16 protein-coding genes are annotated in these 18,307 nt (G+C 66.9%); 8 read left to right on the top strand and 8 right to left on the bottom strand.

All coding sequences use genetic code 11. From position 1 onward, the window contains the following. Positions 1–164 precede the first annotated feature (164 nt). Together HTS88_RS16195 and menD are read left to right on the top strand one after the other, a co-directional pair. Positions 165–2,234 (top strand): PhoX family protein, encoded by a 2,070-nt coding sequence (locus tag HTS88_RS16195; protein WP_174180140.1) that lies wholly within the window; start codon positions 165–167, stop codon positions 2,232–2,234. A 204-nt stretch (positions 2,235–2,438) separates the two neighbouring features. After that, positions 2,439–4,253 carry a 2-succinyl-5-enolpyruvyl-6-hydroxy-3-cyclohexene-1-carboxylic-acid synthase gene (menD, locus tag HTS88_RS16190; protein ID WP_425515563.1) on the top strand — a complete coding sequence of 605 codons (1,815 nt, stop codon included), beginning with the start codon at positions 2,439–2,441 and terminating at the stop codon, positions 4,251–4,253. A gap of 19 nt (positions 4,254–4,272) precedes the next feature. On the opposite strand, the gene HTS88_RS16185 is transcribed toward menD, so the two are convergent. The 6 genes from HTS88_RS16185 to HTS88_RS16160 all read right to left on the bottom strand — a co-directional run bounded on the left by HTS88_RS16185 (position 4,273) and on the right by HTS88_RS16160 (position 10,706). Next, on the bottom strand, positions 4,273–5,121 hold the full coding sequence (locus HTS88_RS16185) for a VOC family protein (RefSeq protein WP_174180136.1): 849 nt from the start codon (positions 5,119–5,121) through the stop codon (positions 4,273–4,275). Continuing rightward, positions 5,118–6,332, bottom strand: coding sequence for an aminotransferase class I/II-fold pyridoxal phosphate-dependent enzyme (locus HTS88_RS16180; RefSeq protein ID WP_174180134.1), 1,215 nt, complete (start codon positions 6,330–6,332; stop codon positions 5,118–5,120). The genes HTS88_RS16185 and HTS88_RS16180 overlap by 4 nt, the downstream gene beginning before the upstream one ends. Positions 6,333–6,582: 250 nt before the next feature. Continuing rightward, the gene (locus tag HTS88_RS16175) at positions 6,583–7,383 is read right to left on the bottom strand and encodes an amino acid ABC transporter ATP-binding protein (protein ID WP_174180131.1); all 801 of its coding nucleotides are present in this window, start codon (positions 7,381–7,383) and stop codon (positions 6,583–6,585) included. 12 nt (positions 7,384–7,395) lie between these two features. Then, a complete protein-coding gene (locus HTS88_RS16170) occupies positions 7,396–8,187 on the bottom strand; it encodes an amino acid ABC transporter permease (protein ID WP_104184452.1) in 792 nt (263 codons plus the stop codon). A 148-nt stretch (positions 8,188–8,335) separates the two neighbouring features. Further along, entirely contained in the window at positions 8,336–9,136 is an 801-nt protein-coding gene (locus tag HTS88_RS16165; RefSeq protein WP_174180129.1) for an ABC transporter substrate-binding protein, read from the bottom strand. A 166-nt stretch (positions 9,137–9,302) separates the two neighbouring features. Next, entirely contained in the window at positions 9,303–10,706 is a 1,404-nt protein-coding gene (locus tag HTS88_RS16160; RefSeq protein WP_174180128.1) for an isochorismate synthase, read from the bottom strand. A gap of 87 nt (positions 10,707–10,793) precedes the next feature. On the opposite strand from HTS88_RS16160, the gene HTS88_RS16155 reads away from it, so the two are divergent. From HTS88_RS16155 to HTS88_RS16135, 5 genes are all read left to right on the top strand, one after another. Beyond that, complete coding sequence (locus HTS88_RS16155) at positions 10,794–11,606, top strand: alpha/beta fold hydrolase (RefSeq protein WP_174180126.1); 813 nt, start codon at positions 10,794–10,796, stop codon at positions 11,604–11,606. 20 nt (positions 11,607–11,626) lie between these two features. Next, positions 11,627–12,403: a demethylmenaquinone methyltransferase gene (locus HTS88_RS16150; RefSeq protein WP_343044998.1), complete on the top strand. Its 777-nt coding sequence runs from the start codon at positions 11,627–11,629 to the stop codon at positions 12,401–12,403. Between the two features lie 3 nt (positions 12,404–12,406). Beyond that, positions 12,407–13,738: a geranylgeranyl reductase family protein gene (locus HTS88_RS16145; protein WP_174180122.1), complete on the top strand. Its 1,332-nt coding sequence runs from the start codon at positions 12,407–12,409 to the stop codon at positions 13,736–13,738. Beyond that, positions 13,735–14,835, top strand: coding sequence for a polyprenyl synthetase family protein (locus HTS88_RS16140; RefSeq protein ID WP_174180120.1), 1,101 nt, complete (start codon positions 13,735–13,737; stop codon positions 14,833–14,835). The genes HTS88_RS16145 and HTS88_RS16140 overlap by 4 nt, the downstream gene beginning before the upstream one ends. A gap of 417 nt (positions 14,836–15,252) precedes the next feature. Next, positions 15,253–16,074 carry an endonuclease domain-containing protein gene (locus HTS88_RS16135; protein ID WP_174180118.1) on the top strand — a complete coding sequence of 274 codons (822 nt, stop codon included), beginning with the start codon at positions 15,253–15,255 and terminating at the stop codon, positions 16,072–16,074. 140 nt (positions 16,075–16,214) lie between these two features. Here HTS88_RS16135 and HTS88_RS16130 read toward each other — a convergent pair whose 3' ends face one another. Together HTS88_RS16130 and HTS88_RS16125 are read right to left on the bottom strand one after the other, a co-directional pair. Then, positions 16,215–16,640 (bottom strand): hypothetical protein, encoded by a 426-nt coding sequence (locus tag HTS88_RS16130; protein WP_174180116.1) that lies wholly within the window; start codon positions 16,638–16,640, stop codon positions 16,215–16,217. A gap of 63 nt (positions 16,641–16,703) precedes the next feature. Then, on the bottom strand, positions 16,704–17,360 hold the full coding sequence (locus HTS88_RS16125; protein WP_174180114.1) for a trimeric intracellular cation channel family protein: 657 nt from the start codon (positions 17,358–17,360) through the stop codon (positions 16,704–16,706). 61 nt (positions 17,361–17,421) lie between these two features. Here HTS88_RS16125 and HTS88_RS16120 point away from each other — a divergent pair, with 61 nt between their 5' ends. Beyond that, the gene (locus tag HTS88_RS16120; RefSeq protein ID WP_174180112.1) at positions 17,422–18,303 is read left to right on the top strand and encodes a sirohydrochlorin chelatase; all 882 of its coding nucleotides are present in this window, start codon (positions 17,422–17,424) and stop codon (positions 18,301–18,303) included. Positions 18,304–18,307 lie beyond the last annotated feature (4 nt).

Below are 18,307 nucleotides of genomic sequence, written 5' to 3'. Positions count from 1 at the left end.
TTTTTTGAAACCCTCTTTCACATGACACGGCCTTTCCTGAACCCCTCTGGCACGTTTCTGCAGGTCACGTGCGGTTAACCGGAACTTCACCCGGCATACTACTGCGCGTAGAAACCGGCTGACAGGGTGGGCGGGACCTCGTAGAAATTCCTTGGAAGGCCCCCATGTCTGAAACGACTGCCCGCAAGTTCACCCTGCTGCCGATGCTCGGCCATACCAAGGGCAAGCGCAGCGCCGTCACCTGCGCGCTGAAGTGCGACAACGCCTGCGCCGGCGACGTCTGCAACACCAGCTCCAACAGCTACTTCCGTGACATCGCCTCCGCCACCATGTCCCGCCGCGCCGCCCTGGGCTTCGGCGCCGCCGGCGCGCTCGCCGTCGTCCTCGGATCCGCCGCAACCTCCCCGGAATCCGCACATGCCGCAGGCCTGTCCAAGGCCGCGAAGGAAGGCTTCGGCAAGTCCAAGCTGCAGTTCACGGCCATCCCGTCGATCGATGCCGCCGTGGACGCCGTGACCGTCCCGGAAGGCTTCACCTGGCAACCGGTCATCCGCTGGGGTGACCCCATCTTCGACGGCGCGCCCGAGTTCGACCTGCACAACCAGACGGCCGCCGCGCAGGAAAAGCAGTTCGGCTACAACAATGACTACACGGACATCCTGGAAATCCCGGGCAGCAAGGGCCGCCGCGCGGTGCTGTTCTCCAACCACGAGTACACGAACGACGCCATCATGTTCCCGGCCACCATGCCCGCAGACCAGATGCGCGCTGTGGGGGCGGCCGCGCACGGCCTGTCCGTGGTGGAGTTGGAGCGCACGAACAAGAACAAGCCGTGGACCTACGTGAAGGGTGCTCCGCTCAACCGCCGCTTCCTGAACACCACGGTGTACGAACTGACCGGCCCGGCCGCCGGCTCGTCGCTCCTCAAAACTGTTGACGACCCTGCAGGCCGGTTCATCAAGGGCACCCTGGGCAACTGCGCCGGCGGCACCACCCCGTGGGGCACCATCCTGTCCGGCGAGGAAAACTTCCAGGGCTACTTCGTGGGCAACGGCACCTCCGCGGGCGACAAGCGCTACGGCATCACGTCCAAGCCCACCGCCCGCCAGTGGGAACTGGACGAGCCGCGCTGGGACACTCGCAACCCCGGCTACGAGAATGAGGCGAACCGATTCGGCTGGATTGTGGAAGTTGACCCGTTCGACCCCACGTCCACGCCGAAGAAGCACTCCATGCTGGGCCGCTTCAAGCACGAGGGCGCCAATGTGATCATCGCGGAGTCCGGGCACGTGGTGGCCTACTCCGGCGACGACGAGCGCTTCGACTACCTGTACAAGTTCGTCTCGAAGGACAAGTACCGCGAGGGCGACCGCAAGCACAACATGACCCTGCTGTCCGCGGGCAGCCTCTACGTTGCGAGGTTCACGGGCAACTCACCGGCAGCGGAAATCACCGGAACCGGGGCCGTGCCCGCCGACGGTGCCTTCGACGGCATCGGCGAGTGGCTGCCGCTGGTGGTGGACGGGGCTTCCGCTGTTCCGGGCATGACCGTCGAGGAGGTCCTGGTCTACACCCGCCTTGCCGCCGACAAGGTAGGTCCCACCAAGATGGACCGCTGTGAGGACGTGGAGCCCAGCCTGCACACCGGCAAGGTCTACGTGGCCTGCACCAACAACTCCAACCGCGGTGTTGGGTCCAACGAGGGTGCCACCGAGGTCAATCCCCGCAACCAGAACCGCGACGGCCACATCGTGGAGATCACCGAAACCGGCGGACAGACCTCCACCACCTTCGCCTGGAACCTGTTGATGGTCTGCGGCGATCCGGCCCAGGGTGACGTCACCTACTTTTCCGGCTTCCCGGTGGACAAGGTCTCGCCCATCTCCTGCCCGGACAACCTGGCCTTCGACTCCGTGGGCAACCTCTGGATCTCCACGGACGGCGCCCCCTCCGGCATCGGCCGCGCGGACGGGCTGTTCAAGGTCACCCTGGACGGCGCAGAACGCGGCAAGGTGGAGCAGTTCCTCGCCGTTCCCCGCGACGCCGAGACCTGCGGCCCCATCATCCACGACGAGGAGCGTTCGGTCTTTGTTGCCGTGCAGCACCCGGGCGAGGACGGCACCTTCGACGCGCAGGTTTCCTTCTTCCCGGACTACGTCGCGGAAGGCACGACGCCGGCACCCGGCCAGGCGCGCGCACCGCGTCCGTCCGTGATCCAGGTGTTCCGCGGCTAGCCTGCGACGCTCTCTCACTTAACGCAGGTTTTGCGCCAACGCTCTCTCACTCCCTGCGGCCTTTGGGCCAACGCTCTATCACCTTTTCGTCCGGCGTTGGGCGGCAGGTGATAGAGCGTTCCGGTTTACCCCGCATCAGGTGATAGAGCGTTCCGGTAAAACCGACATCAAGTGAGAGAGCGTCGGGGGTGGCAGACTGGTTTGGTGACTTCGCTGAACGAGCCTTCCCCGGACACCACGCCTGGCGCCAACCCGGACACCACGCCTGGCGCGAGCCCGGACGCCACTTCTGGCACCGCTTCCGGTGCCACACCTGGCCCCGGGGGTGGGCTGAGTGCATTGGCGGCGGCGCGGATCGCTGTTGGGGTGTTGGTCGACGGCGGCGTGCAGCACGTGGTGGTCTCGCCGGGATCCCGGTCGGCCCCCATGGCGTACGCCCTTGCCGAGGCTTCCGCCGAGGGCAGGGTGGACCTGCTGGTCCGGATCGATGAGCGCTCGGCCGGGTTCACGGCACTGGGGCTCGCCCTTGCCACGGGATCGCCCGCCGCCGTGCTGACAACGTCCGGGACCGCCGTCGGGAACCTGATGCCCGCAGTGATGGAGGCCAACCACGCTGCGGTTCCCCTGGTGGTGCTGTCCGCCGACCGCCCCGACGAACTCCGCGGAACCGGCGCCAACCAGACCACCGTCCAGCCTGACCTCTTCGGCGAGCAGGTGCGCTTCGCCGTCGACATCGCCGCCGGCACCGACCCCCGGCGCGCCATCCAGACAGGCTTGTCCGCCGCCACCGGTGCGTTCCCCGACCTGCCGCCCGGCCCCGTCCAGCTGAACCTCGCGTTCCGCGATCCGCTGGTGCCGTCAAAGGGGGAGGAGCTGCCGCCCGCGGCCGAACGGCAGCGCTACCGGATCGGCACCGAGCCGCTCATCATGAACCTGCCGCCGGCGTCAGCCGACCTGCCTGAGCGGCGCACCGTCGTGCTCGCCGGGCACGACGCCGGGCCCGTCGCCGAGGCGTTCGCCCGGGCCCATGGCCTGCCGCTGCTGGCCGAGCCGTCCTCCAACGCCCGCTTCGGTCCCAACGCGGTTGGTCCCTACCGGCTGCTGCTGGAGCACTTTGGTCCCGGTTCGGGCATGCCGATTGAACGCGTGGTCCTATTCGGACGGCCCACCCTGTCCCGCCCCGTCGCCGCGCTTCTGGCCAGGGCTGATGTCCAGGCTGCCCTCTACCAGCCCGTGCCGGTGGCCTGGTACGAGCCCGGCCGCCGCACCGAGCTGCCGCTGGAAAGCCTCGCCGACCTGGCCGACTTTGCCGGCCGCGGTACACCGGAATGGCTGGATACCTGGCTGCTCGCGGGATCAGCTGCCCAGCATTCCCTGGACGGAACACTTTCCGCAGAGGCTGCCGCGAGTGGTCCGGCAGTGGGCTCGCTGGTGTGGAAGCACGCCCGCGGGCAGCTCCTCCTGGGCTCGTCCAACGGCATTCGCGACGTGGACCTCGCCGGCCTGCCCGCCCCGGAACCCGCCGCCACCGTGTACGCCAACCGCGGCCTCGCCGGGATCGACGGCACCATTTCCACCGCCACGGGCATCGCCATTGGCGGCCGGCAGGACACCACAGTCCTGCTGGGGGACGTCACCTTCCTCCACGACGTCGGCGGCCTGCTCCTCGGCTCCGGCGAGGAGCAGCCGTCGTTGCGGATAGTCGTCCTCAACGACGCCGGCGGGGCCATCTTCGACCTGCTGGAACACGGGGCCGTGCGTGAGGCCGGAACCTACGGCGACGCCGTCGAACGGCTTTTCGGCACCCCGCACTCCGTGGACATTGCGGCACTTGCCGCAGCGTACGGCGTCGGGCATTGCTCGGTAACTACGACGGCGGCACTCGCCGAGGCGCTCGCGCGGCCGATCGAGGGGCGCAGCATTGTTGAAGTCCGCACGGACCGCCGTTCGCTGCGGCAGCTCCATAAACGCATCAGGGAAGCCGTGGCGGCCGCCGTCGGGGGAGTGCTGGCGCCGTAGGCCCCTGCGCCTTGGCCGGTCAGCGTGTTGGCGGAGTGAACTGGCTGGCGGTGAAGACCGCCCCCTGCGGGTCCTGGATCAGGGCCTCGCGGGTCCACCACGTGTCTGCATTCCTCAGGACCCGCCCGCCAAGACGCTCGGCATTAAGGGCCGTCCGGTCCCGGTCGGCGACAGCGAAGGTGACATGCCAGTGCGGCGTCCGGCCGGTTCCAATGGGCACGATCCAGGCGACGGCGTCCGCGAACCCCGGCGGAGCCGCGAACTCGGACTGCCGTGCCCTGATCTCCGGATCGACGGTCGCTTCAAGGTGGTCGCCATACCCGGGCAGGCGGGCCATCAGGCCGAAGTCGGCGTCGTCCGCCCCGAAGCCCACCTTGTCCACCTGCCAGCCGAACGCGCCCTGGTAGAAGCCGACGGCGTCCTCGGGGTTGCGTGTGTGGAGGTCGCTGAAGTTCCAGGTCCCGGGCTGGTTGACGGACTGTGCCCCGCCCTGCCGCTTCGGCTGCCAGAGGCGGAATTCCACGCCCTCCGGATCAGCCAGGGCCGCGCTGCGGCCGTCCTCTCCCGCATCCGTTGCAGGTGCCCTCAGCACGGCACCGGCAGCGACCAGCCGGTCCACCGCGGCGTCCGCGTCCTCGACGGCAATGTAGGTGCTCCAGGCCGTTGTATCTTCGCGGCCGCCGGCGATCCCTGCCACGTCCGCGCCGTCCAGCTGGGCCACCAGGTAGCGGTCCGCGCCGCCGCCCGGGGCTGCGTCCCTGAACGTCCAGCCAAAGAGTCCGGCATAGAAGTTTGCTGCCGCGTCGATGTCAGGCTGGGTTGTGTCGATCCAGCACGGCACCCCCGGAGGATACGTCCGTCCGTTCATGTTCCTTTCCTGCTTTCCTTGATCGCTGCTTCGAAAGTGGGCAGGCTCCGCTCGATCATGTCCTCGTTGGCTGTGAGGGAAATCCGGAAGAACCCGGGCGTCTCGAACAGCGTGCCCGGGAAAACGAAGACGCCGCGGCGGGCGAGGGACTCGGTAAAGGCGTCATCGTCCGGGCCGGGGGTACTGACGAACAGGTAGAACGTGCCCTCAGGCGGCACCATGCGGTAGCCCATGCTGCCGAGCGCGTCCACCAGGCGGTCCCTGCGCCGCTCCAGCTGGCCGACGTCGATGGAGAACTTCTCCAGCTCGGGTAACGCGTGCTGCAGCAGGGCATTGGGGTAGACCCAGCCCATCGCCACCTGCAGGCCGCTGATGGCCGGCGCCATCTCCTCCCGGCGCGGCATGGACGGCGGCAGTGCCAGATACCCCACCCGCTGGCCGGGGGAAAGGTGGGTCTTGCCATAGGAGTACGCCAGCAGCGTGTACGGGTAGTACTCCGCCGGGCTGTGGAACCGCGCGCCGTCGAACACAATGCGGTTGTAGGCCTCGTCCGAGATGAGGTAGATGCGCCGTCCAATCCTTCCAGACGCAGTTTCCAGCAGGCCGGCGAGCCGGATCAGCAGCTCCGGGGGATAGATCCGTCCGGTGGGGTTATTGGGAGAATTGACGATCACAACCCGCGTCCGCTCCGTGATGGCGGCGTCGATTGCGGCGAGGTCCAGATCGAACGTGGCTGTGTGGACCTGTACCTTCACCGGTACCAGGCCGGCTTCGAGGATCAGCGGCTCGTACAGGAACCACGGCGGCAGGCTGTAGATTACCTCGTCGCCGGGGTCCGCCACGGTCTTGAGCGCCAGCGCGATCGCGGCGAACCCACCGGTGGTAAGGAAGATGTCCTCGGTCCTGAAGGGCACATCCAGCAGCCGTTCAAGGGATTGCGCGGCCGCTTCCTGCGCCGTCCCGACGTTGGTTTTGTAGGCAAACCACTGGTCATCACGGGGAACCAGGGCATCCCGCAAAGTGGTGACGTAGCGGTCCGGCGGCATCTGGTGGGGGTTGCCGAACGTGAAGTCGCAGACGGTGCGCTGGTCCTGTCCCCCGTTAAGGTACCGCCGGATGAAGGAGTCAACCCGCTGGAACGAGGGTACTGATGCCAGCCGCGCGGCGCGTTCGGATACTGCCGCCTGCGGTGGTGGGGCCTGGAAATTCATCTCTGCGCTCCTGGATGCGCCACCGCGCGGGACGGCGGCCGGACGGGCAGCGCGCTGCTGAGCCAGGGCTGTAATGGGACCTATTGTGTGCCCAGCCACCGCGGAAGTAAATGCTTGCACAGGAGGCGCCTGCCGCCGTCGTACGCCTCCTTCAAAAGCGAGGCGCAGATTGCCCCGTGACGCACAAAATCCCCGGCGCGGCGGAGAATCCGTAGCGCCGGGGACTGTGCGTAGTGAAGGCGAAGAGGCCCTACTCCTCGATGTCGATGTGCGTCGGATCCAGGACGCGGCGCAGGAACTCTTTGGTGCGGGCCTGCGTGGGGGAGGAGATGACCTGCTCGGCCGCGCCTTCCTCAACCACAACGCCGCCGTCCATGAACACCACACGGTCCGCCACTTCGCGGGCGAAGCCCATCTCGTGGGTGACCACCAGCATGGTCATGCCCTCCTTGGCGAGGTTCCGCATGACGGAGAGGACATCTCCCACGGTCTCGGGGTCAAGCGCGGAGGTGGGCTCGTCGAAGAGCATCAGCTCCGGGTCCATGCTGAGCGCGCGGGCGATGGCCACGCGCTGCTGCTGGCCGCCGGAGAGCTGGTCCGGGAACCGGTCCGCGAGATGTCCGAGGCCCACACGTTCCAGGTTGTGCATGGACACCTTGTCCGCCTCGGACTGCGAACGCTTGAGGACCTTGGTCTGGGCGATGGAGCAGTTCCGCTTGGCGTCCAGGTGCGGGAACAGGTTGAACTGCTGGAACACCATGCCCACCTTGCGGCGCATCTTGTCGATGTCCACATCGGGGTCCGTGGCCTCGAAGCCGCCCACATGGATGCTGCCCTCGTTGGGCTGCTCCAGCAGGTTGACGCATCGCAGCAGGGTGGACTTGCCGGAGCCGGACGGTCCGATCAGGCACACCACCTCGCCGGGCGCCACGTCCAGGCTGATGCCCTTGAGGACCTCGTTGGAACCGTAGGACTTGCGCAGGTCCTTGATGGCCACGCCGGCGGCGTGGATGGTGCTGGTGCTGCCGGAGGAATTTACGACGTCGTTCATGGTCTTCCCTGCCTATCGATTGTTCCGCGCGGTGCGGCTTTCGAACTTCCGGGCCAGGAAGCTCAGCGGGATGGTGATCACCAGGTAGAAGGCGCCGGCCACCAGAAGGGGCGTGAGGCCCGCACCCAGGCTGGAGATGCCGTCGCGGCCGAACTTGGTGAGCTCGTACTGCGAGGCGGTGAGGCCCAGGACGTAGATCAGCGAGGAGTCCTTGGTGAGCAGGATGACCTCGTTGGTCAGGGGCGGCAGGACGATCTTGAAGGCCTGGGGGATGACGATGGTGATCATGGCCCGCCACTGGGGCATGCCCAGCGAGCGGGCGGCTTCCAGCTGGCCCTTGGGCACGGCCTGCAGGCCTGCGCGGAGGGTTTCGGCGATGTAGGCCGAGGCCACCATGCCCAGGGAAACCATGACGATCACGGTGATGTTCCAGGAAACGCCGAAGGCCAGGGGCACGCCGTAGCCGAAGGCGATGAACACCAGCAGCGCCGGGATGCCGCGGAAGAATTCGATGTACCCGGAGGCGATCCAGCGGTACAGGGGGAAGCTGGAGAGCTTCATCAGGGCCAGCAGCAGGCCGCCGGAGAGGCCGACGATGAAGCCGAGGAACGTGTAGATCAGGGTGTTCGTCAGGCCGGTGACGAAGATGCCCGGGAACATGGGCCCGATCTTGCCGAAGTTGAAGACGCTGTTGCCGATGGTCTCCCAGTCGGTGGCCAGGATCAGGGCGGCGATGGCCACCACAAAGATTCCTGCCTGGACATACAGGCTTACTCTGGCTCGCTGACGTGCGGTCATTGCCATGGGTTGCTCACATTCGTTGTGCGTGGCAGAGGCCCCGGACGGACTGCGGTACAGCTCGTCCGGGGCCCCGGCTGCGTAGTTCTTAGGGCCGTGGCTTGGCCGGGGCGGGGGCCCCAAGCCTGCACGGCGACTACTTGGCGGTTGCTGGCTACTTGGCGGTCTCGCCGAACCAGGTGGTCTTGAACTTCTCCAGGGAGCCGTCCCCGGTCAGGCGCTCAAGCGTGCCGTTGACCTTCTCCAGCATTGCGGTGTTGCCCTTCTTGATGGAGATGCCCAGCTGCTCGCCGGTTGCGAAGTCCTCAACACTCTTGAACTTGGGCTGGTCCTTGATGGCGTAGCCGAGGACGGACTGGTTGCCCAGGGCGGCGTCGATGGTGCCGGCTTCAAGAGCCTGCACCAGGAGGCCGGTGTCCTCGAACTGCTGCGCGTCGATGCCCTGCTCCTGGGCGTAGTCGGCGCCGGTGGTGGCCTGCTGCACGCCGACCTTCTTGCCCTTGGCGTCCTCCAGGCCGGTGATGCCGGAGTCCTCGCTGGCCACCAGGGCCAGGTCGTCGTCGAGGTACGGGGCGGAGAAGTCCATGACGGACTTGCGGGTGTCCGTGATGGAGATCGAGGAGATGCCCAGGTCGCACTGGGTCAGGGCAGTGCCGGTCTCGATCGCTTCGAAGGAGCTGTCAACGATGCTCAGTTCTGCGCCGAAGTCCTTGGCGAGCTCCTTGGCGATGTCAACGTCGAAGCCGACCGTCTCGCCGTCCTTCTCGAACTCGAACGGCTCGTAGGGGATGTCCGAGCAGACTGTGAGCTTGCCGGCGTTGATGAGCTGGATGCCGCCTTCGGAGGCTGCCGGAGTGGAACTGCCGCCGCACGCCGTGAGGGTGAGGGCGCCGACGGCGAAGACTGCTGCTGCCTTGGCGGTCATTTTGGCCGTGGCCAGGGACTTGAGCTGCATGTTTTCTTACCTTTTGTTGCGGGGAGTATGCGGTACTAAATCGGTTCATAGTGTAGCGCCGATTATGAGATGTGCATCACAGGAAACTAAGTTTCACTATTGGATAACTAAATCACAGGGGAAAGCAAGCCCGCACGGGCACAACATGTCTCCTATCCCGGACTGCCTAGCTGCTGATGCCCAGGGACTCCAGCATCGGGCGGAACTTGGCCCAGGTTTCCGCGAGCTCGGCCTCGGGCTGGGAGCCGTCGACTATTCCGCAGCCTGCATACAGCCGGACGGTGTCCGGGGATTCGATGACCGCTCCCCGCAATGCGATGCCCCACTCGCCGTTGCCCGCTGCGTCCAGCCAGCCGACGGGGCCTGCATACGGCCCCCGGTCCAGGTGTTCCAGCTTCCGGATCAGGGCCCCTGCTACCTGGGTGGGGGTTCCGCAGACGGCGGCCGTGGGGTGCAGGGCGTTGATGAGCGCCAGGCAGGTGGGCACGTGGCCCTCGATTTCGGCCAGCTCCGCCTTGACGTCCGAAGCCAGGTGCCACACGTTCGGGAGTTCCAGGATGAACGGCTCGTCGTGCGCATTCATCGCCTCCGAGAACGGCGCCAGCTGCGTGGTCAGGGACTGGATGGCGATCTCGTGCTCGTGCCGCTGCTTTTCCGAGCCGGCCAGCACCCGGGTGGCGTAGTCCATCGGGAGGCCGTCCTCGCCGTGGGCGTCCCGGCGGTCCAGCGTTCCGGCCAGCACGCGCGCCTGGGCGGTGCGTCCTTCCACCTGGATCAGCATCTCCGGCGTGGCCCCCACCAGCCCGTCCACCCCGTACGTCCAGCACTCCCGGTAGCGCGCGGCGAGCTCGCGCAGTACGTCTGCGGCATGTACGCCGGATGGAATGGTCGCCACTACATCCCGTGCCAGCACCAGTTTCTCCAGCGCGCCGGTCCGGATCTCGGCGACGCCCGCTTCCACGGCCGCCATCCAGGCTTCCTCGCTCAGCGAGCCGGTATGCAGGGTTGCCCCGGCGGCGAGGGGGAGGGGGCGTACGACGGCGCCGCCCCCATTCGTGGCCACGGCGCCCAGGGTGCCGTCCCCGGCAGGGTCCGGTGCCGCCGTCGTGCTTCCTGGCGGGATTGCCGCAGGAGCCGCAGTGCTCCTCAGCCAGCGGTCCAGCGCGGCGCGGGCGGTGTCCCCGGTGAGGGGGCCGTCGTCGAACGTCAGCTGGGTCAGCCAGACCTGCCCGTCCCGCACGCCCACGGCGATCTCCGGCACGATCAGCCGGGACTCGTGGGCGGAAGTCTTGGAAAAGGCGAAGGAGCCGAAGGCCACGGGTCCCGTCCCGGGGAGCTCGACGGAATCGGCAACGTCCGCCTCAAGGACAAGGTGCCGCCACCAGATGTCTGCCTCCAGGAACCGCTCGGGGCCGGTGGCCGTGAAGCGTGCAATCTCGCCGAAGCCGGCCAGCCCGGCTTCCCTCCGGGTCCAGCAGAGGACATCGTCCCGGACCAAAAACGCAGGAAGCCCCCCGGGGAAATCTTTTCCATCCAGGGGGACTGTGAGGGTGCGGAACGTGCTCGTCATGATGAGACAACACTACTCCCGCGCGTGCACTGGCCCGGGAGCACCCTGGAGGTACCGCCGCCGGCAGGTCCGGCGTAGCCTCAGCGTATGGACTCAGAGGTCCGCCGGCTCAGCCTCAGCACCGGCATTGCGGTCCCGTGCCTGGTACAGGGTGATCCGTCCGCGCAGCCGTTGCTGCTGCTGCACGCCTGGGGGGAATCGCGGCGCAGCTTTGACCGCCTGATACCCCTGCTTGAGGGCTTGCAGATCCTTGCGCCCGACCTGCGGGGGCACGGCGAAGCCGACAAACCCCGCGGCGGCTATTCACTCACCGATCAGGCCAGGGACGTCGAGGCGATCCTCGACGCGCTGGGCCTGGAGTCCGCGGCCATCCTGGGTTCCTCGAGCGGCGGGTACGTGGCGCAGCAGGTCGCCGTCGCCCATCCGGGACGGGTGAGCGCACTGGTGCTGGTGGGCTCGCCCCTGAACCTTGCCGGCAGGCCGGCCTTTGCGGATGAAGTGGAGTCGCTGCGGGATCCCCTGGATGAGGGGTGGGTCCGGCAATCCCTGGAGTGGTTCACCTTCCACCGGCAGGTTCCCGGGTGGTTCGTGGAGGACCGTGTCCGGGACGGCATGAGGATGCCGGCGCACGTGTGGCGGACTGCACTCGAAGGGCTGTACCAGGCCGTCCCGCCCACTGATGCCGGACCCATCGGCGTCCCCGCCCTGATCCTGTGGGGGGAGGATGACGAGTTTTTGCCCCGCCGCGATGAGGAGGTCCTCGCCGGCCGCATCCCCGGTTCGGTCCTGAAGGTGTATTCCGGAACAGGCCACCTGATCCTGTGGGAGTGTCCGGTGCAGGTGGCAGCCGACACCAGGGCGTTCCTGGCCCCGGGCCGTGGCTGGTCGGGAGGCTCCTGAACATTTGAGACAATGACATGGTGAACCGAGCATCCTTGGATAAGCGTCCGGACGAAGTAGCCACGATGTTTGACGACGTCGCACCGAAATACGACGTCGTCAATGACGTCCTGTCCCTGTGGCAGACGCGCCGCTGGCGCAAGGTTGTGGTGGATGCCATGGAGGCCAGCAAGGGCCAGCGTGTCCTGGACCTGGCAGCGGGCACCGGCACCTCCAGCGAACCGTATGCCGATGCGGGCATAGACGTGGTGGCCTGCGACTTCTCCCTCGGAATGCTCAAGGTGGGCAAGCGCCGCCGCCCGGACATCAACTTTGTTGCCGGCGATGCCACCAACCTGCCGTTCGCCGACAACTCCTTCGACGCCACCACCATCTCCTTCGGCCTGCGGAACGTCAACGAGCCCAAAAAAGCACTGCAGGAGATGCTCCGCGTCACCAAGCCCGGCGGCCGGCTGGTTATTGCGGAGTTCTCGCAGCCCATGGTTCCGCTCTGGCGGACCATGTACACCGAATACCTCATGCGGGCCCTGCCTGCCATTGCCACCAAGGTTGCCTCCAACCCCGACGCCTACGTCTACCTCGCCGAGTCCATCCGCGCGTGGCCGGACCAGGACCACCTTGCCGCCTGGCTGCAGGAATCCGGCTGGGAAAAGGTCACCTACCGCAACCTCACCGGCGGAATCGTGGCCGTGCACCGCGCGTTCAAAGCCGAAGAATCTACGCCGGACAGCGCCGCTGCCGCCATCGCCGCGCACAAGGGCCCCGTGGCCAAGCTGCGCCGCAACATCGTCCGCTGACCTGTGAAAGTACTGATTGTCGGCGCCGGCCCCGCCGGGTCCACCGCCGCGTACTACCTTGCCAGGGCCGGGCTGGACGTTACCGTCCTGGAAAAAACGAGCTTCCCGCGCGAAAAAGTGTGCGGCGATGGGCTCACTCCCCGGGCAGTCCGCGAGATCCAGAAGCTCGGCCTGCCGCATCCGGAGAACGACGGCTGGCGCCGCAACAAGGGCCTGCGCCTGATTGCCGGCGGGCGCACCATCGAACTGCCCTGGCCCGAGGTGTCCGACTTTCCCCAGTACGGGCTGATCCGCACCCGGCTTGGCTTCGACGAGGAACTGGCCCGGCACGCCGAATCCGCGGGTGCCGCCATCCTTGAGCGGCACAGCGTCACCGAGGCCATCCGCAACGACGACGGCCGCGTCACCGGGGTCCGCGCAGCGCTCCTCGACGAGTCGGGACGCAAGACGGGGGAGACGCGCGAGTTCAGCGCCGACGTCGTCCTCGCCGCCGACGGCAACTCCACGCGCACCGCCGTGTCCCTCGGCATGCATAAACGCGACGACCGCCCGCTTGGCGTCGCCGTCCGCACCTACTTCACCTCGCCCCGCACGGACGATGACTGGATGGAAGGCTGGCTGGAGCTCCCCGGCCGGGACGGCAAACTGCTCCCCGGCTACGGCTGGGTGTTCGGCGTGGGTGACGGCACCTCCAACGTGGGTTTGGGCATCCTGAACTCCTCAAAGGAATTCGGCAAGCTCGACTACAAGCAGGTCCTGCGCGAATGGACCGCCGGCATGCCCGCCGAATGGGGCTTCACGCCGGATAACCAGGTGGGCGAGATCCGCGGCGCGGCGCTGCCCATGGGCTTCAACCGCACGCCGCACTACTCGCCGGGCCTCCTGCTGCTGGGCGATGCCGGCGGAATGGTTTCCCCGTTCAACGGCGAGGGCATCTCCTACGCCATGGAGTCCGCGCGGTTCGCTGCCGAGTTCATCATCGACGCCTCCTCCCGCTCAGCGGCGGCCGGCGGAACGTACGACGCCGATGCGCATCTTGCGCGGTACGCGGACTATGTGCGCCAACAGTGGGGCTCCCACTTCACCCTTGGCCGGGCGTTTGCCGTGCTGATCGGGAAGCCTGCGGTCATGAAGCTCGCACTCCGCACCGGCATGCCCATCCCGGTGCTGATGCGGTTCGTGGTCCGTCTCCTGGCCAACCTCACGGACCCGTCCGCGAAGGGCTTTGAGGACCGGGTGATCCGTGTCCTGGAATCGCTGGTTCCGGCCACATCCAATACGCTGGCGGCCTCGAATCAGCGGTATCCGCAACAAAAAGTTAGGGTTAACCCGTGACCAACCCCGCAGACCACAGCTGGACGCACGCCGGACACGGCCTGCCGGACTCCGAACCCAGCCTCAATACCACCGCCATCGCAACGGGCCTGCAGCTGCCCGCGGGTTTTGCGGCCATCGCCGGAGATGCCGAACTGGGGCCGGCCATCACCAACAACCTGGCCCGGGTGGAGAAGAAGCTCCGCGAAGCCATCGCCAACTCGGATCCGCTCGCTGACGCCACGTCGCGCCACCTGGTGGAAGCCGGCGGCAAGCGCATCCGGCCGCTGCTGACCCTGCTCTGTGCACACCTTGGCGACGCGTCGCTGCCCGCCGTGGTGCAGGCCGCCGTCGTGGTGGAACTGACGCACCTCGCAACGCTTTATCACGATGACGTCATGGACTCAGCCCCGTTCCGCCGCGGTGCACCCACCGCCCACGAAGTCTGGGGCAACTCCGTGGCGGTCCTCACCGGCGACCTGATTTTCGCCCGCGCCTCAATTCTGGTGTCCGAGCTTGGGGGGCGTGCGCTGGGCATCCAGGCCCGCACCTTTGAGCGGCTCTGCCTCGGCCAGCTGCACGAAACCGTGGGGCCCCGCCCCGACGAGGATCCGGTGGAGCACTACCTGTCCGTGATCGCGGACAAGACCGGCTCGCTGGTGGCTGCTTCGGGCCAGTTTGGTGCCATCTTCTCCGGCGCCGACGAGGCCTTCGAGGACATCCTGGTGGAGTACGGAGAAAAGGTGGGCGTCGCGTTCCAGCTGGCCGACGACGTCATTGACGTGACCGGCGTGAAGGTGAAGTCCGGCAAGTCGCCCGGAACGGACCTGCGTGAAGGGGTTCCCACCCTGCCCGTGCTGCTGCTGCGCAAGGCGGCCGCTGATGGTGACCAGTCCGCCGTCGACCTTTTGACCCTGATTGACGGCGACCTGTCGTCGGACGAAGCCCTGGCTGCGGCTGTCGCCGGCCTGCGCGAGCATCCCGTCACGGCCGAATCCTGGGTGGTGGCACGCCGCTGGGCCGACGAGGCTATTGAGGCGCTCGCTCCGCTGCCCGAAGGTGTGGTCAAGGATTCGCTGTCCAGCTTCGCACTGGCTGTGGTGGACCGCGCCAGCTGACTCAACCGCTGTGAGGCCCGGCTCCATGACGGGGCCGGGCTTCGCCGCGTGTGCGGCAATGGAGCAACGATTGTTTAAACGGGACAGCCCCGGTCCGCGGCAACGATACGAGTCATACGTTGCTGTGAACCGGGGCTATCTCTCCGTTCGCATCAGACCCGCCGGAGGCGTTTAGCGGATCCGTGAATAGTCTATGACAGGTTTGTCACAAGATGCAACTAGTAATTTACTTGGGGTGTCACGGACTTGTCGGCGCTGAGTTTCCCCACCTTTCTGCCGAGAACTGGTTGGAAACCCGGCGAGTTGCCGGGACCCGCCGAAAGGCAGCTCGAAAGCCGGGGAAGTTCAGCAGGAGTTTTGTCCACATAGGGCTGCCCGGCACTGCGTTCCGCGTCGAAGATTGGGTCTGCTGGCTCCATGGACCTCACCCGATTCCTCACGTACGCAGGCTCAGTGGCGCGCACCTCCACGCTCCTGCAGGCTGGATTCACAGACCGGAGCATTCGCAATGCGGTGGCGCTGGGTGACATCCGCCGGCTCCGGCACGGGGTGGTGGCGCTGCCCGAGGCCCCGGCGGACATGACTGCGGCTGTCCTGGGCAATGGCCTGCTGACTTGTGCTTCTGCCGCAGTACATCGCCGTCTTTGGCTGTTGAGGGAACCGTCGAGGGTTCACCTCCTGTGCCGGCACCGTGGGCCGGCGGACGCAGTCGTGCACCGAGGGTCCTTGGTTCCTCCGGATTCACCAAAACCGGTGGCGAGCACCACCGACGTGCTGATCCACAGCCTGCGCTGCCTTCCGGCCATGGAAGCTGCCGTTATGGTGGAGAGTGCAGCGCGGCAGGGACTAACCACCCTCGGCTACCTGCGGGGGCGGCTGCCCGGTAAGCGGAACGGTGCAGCCAGGCGCGTGCTGGAACTCGTTGACGGGACCGCAGATTCGCCCATCGAGGTGGTCGCCCGGATTCTTTTCCGCGCGGCGGGCATTTTCACGGAGACACAGGTGGAGCTCCCCGGCATCGGCATCGTGGACTTCCTGCTGGAAGGATTCCTGATCGTCGAGCTCGACGGCGCCACCCACCTTGAGCCCCGCCAGGTGAAGAAGGACCGTGCCAGGAACAACGCCAGCACCCTCACCGGATATGCGGTACTACGTTACGGGTACGCCGATGTGGTTCATCACCCGGAAAGAATCATGGCGGAGGTGTGGCAGGTCCTCCGGGGCCGGGTTATCCGCTGAGATTCCCAAGGTTTTGCTGGCGAACCGGGGGAAACGCCGTCATCGGAGGAGGACACGCCGTCGCACACCCCAAAAGGTGAGGAAACCCAGCGGGCATCGCAGGAACTCGACGCCACGCTGAGACGGAAGAGCGGAAAGCCCTAGTTGTCGTCGTCCTCGAAGGCCCACTCGAACATGTCGAACACGAACTCCGAGAACGTCCCTTCTTCGGACTTCCACTGCCCGCGGGCGTTGTTGCGCCGGTACACAATAGGGTCGGGGACGCTGAGGTCGCCCACCCGGAAGCCCCACGTGTATTCCTCTTCCTCGTCCTCGAGGAACATCAGGAAGCCTTCGTCGTCAACCTCGAGCTCGTCGGGATCCCAGAAGTAGTGGTACGCCTCCATCAGGTCCTCGCAGCCGCCAAGGGCCAGGTAGAACTCGCGGAGCACCAGGGGAATCTGGAATTGGTGGTCGGCCAGGGCCTTGTCCAGCTCGTCCGGATCCAGCCCGTCCTCTGCCTGCCATTCGTCTTCGAGATACTTCGGAACAAGCGCACGGAATTTCTCGAGGAACATGTCAGTCATGCTTCATATCCTAGCTAATCCCGGGCCCTGCAAAGTGACGCGGGAGCGCCGCCGATGGGGTGGTCAGGCCGCGGGATTGCTACCCCGCCGGTGCCACCCGTGAACGGCCAGCGGCGCCTGCCAGGAGCGCCGCCATGCCAGGATGCGGAAAGTGAAAACCACGGCTGCGATGGCCGTCGCCGTCAGCACGTTGAAGACACCCAGGACCCACAGCCCGGCGGTCATCGCGGCCCCCACGAAGGCCGGCAGCGCGTAGATGTCCTTGGGGTTGAAGAGTTCTGGAACCTCGTTGGCGGTGATGTCGCGAAGCAGCCCGCCGCCCACCGCCGTGGTGACCCCCAGCAGGACCGACGCCACCGGGTTCATGCCGGCGGCCAGCGCCTTGAGCGTGCCGGTCATGCAGAACAGGGCAAGGCCGCCGGCGTCGAACAGGGTCAGCAGCGACGTGTACCGCTGCACGCTGGGGAATAGGAAGTACACCAGGGCCGTGGCAACCAGCGGGGGCACTAGGTAGGCCGGATTGGTGAACGCCGCAGGTGGCCCGCTGTTCAGGATGATGTCCCGGATCACGCCGCCGCCGAGTCCCACCAGGGAAGCCAGCAGCAGGGACCCGACAATATCGATATGCTTCCGGGCCGCCAGCAGGGACCCCGACACCGCGAAGAAAAAGACGCCCAGCAGATCCAGCCACACCGGCGAGTTGTCAAAGGCGAATGTCATGGAGCGTCCCGGCAATTCAAAAGAGGGCGGACAGGGCGGCTCCAACGTTACGCTAGCCCGTATGAACAGCCCCATCATGATCGCCTGCGCCCATGGGACGTCCAACACACAGGGAGCCGCGGAGGTCAACGCCCTGCGCGCCGCCATCGCCGGACTCCGCCCCGGCCTTGACGTCCGGGAGGCCTATGTGGACGTCCAGCAGCCTGACCTGGTGGACGTGGTGGCGGGCCTGCCCGAGGGGGAGGCCGCCGTGGTGGTGCCGCTGCTGCTCAGCGTGGGCTACCACGTAAAGGTGGACATCGCGCGGGCCGTGAAGAGCAGGCCGGGCAGTGCCGCAGCCGCGCCGCTGGGGCCTGATCCGCGCCTGGCCGCGCTGCTCGACCAGCGGCTGCGCGAAGCCGGCGTGACGGACAACGACGTGATCGTGCTGGCCGCGGCAGGCTCGTCCAACCCCAATGCCGCCGTCAGCGTCGAGGAGCTGCTGGGCCAGCTCCGGGAGCTGCGGTTCAACCGGATGGTGGCCGCCTATGGTGCCTCTGCCAAACCTTCCGTGCCCGACGCCGTCGCGATGCTACGCGAGGAGCTGGAGGGCGGTGCCGGGGCGGGTGAGTCCGCCGGGGCGGTCGACGTCGGCGGACGCGTGGTGATTGCCTCCTACCTCCTGGCGCCGGGCTTCTTCCACGACCAGCTGGCCAAGGCCGGGGCCGACGTCGTGACCGAACCGCTGCTGCCGTCCCCGGTGCTCGCCGAGATTGCGCTGGACAGGTATGACGCCGCCGTCGCAAAAGCCCGCGAAGCCGCCGCCCACGCGCCACTTGAAAAAGCCGCGCACGCGCCCGCCCAGGCCCCCCAAGAGGCCCCTGCGGAACCGGCCGCAAATGCACAGCAGGGTGGCTTCTTCAAGGCTGTCCGGCGTTTCGTGACGAAATATTTCCCTAGGTGACTTA

This window comes from Pseudarthrobacter oxydans (assembly GCF_013314975.1).
GTDB classification, from domain to species: domain Bacteria; phylum Actinomycetota; class Actinomycetes; order Actinomycetales; family Micrococcaceae; genus Arthrobacter; species Arthrobacter oxydans.
Note: the sequence above shows the minus strand (reverse complement) of the source record. Positions and strands in the feature narration are given on the sequence as shown.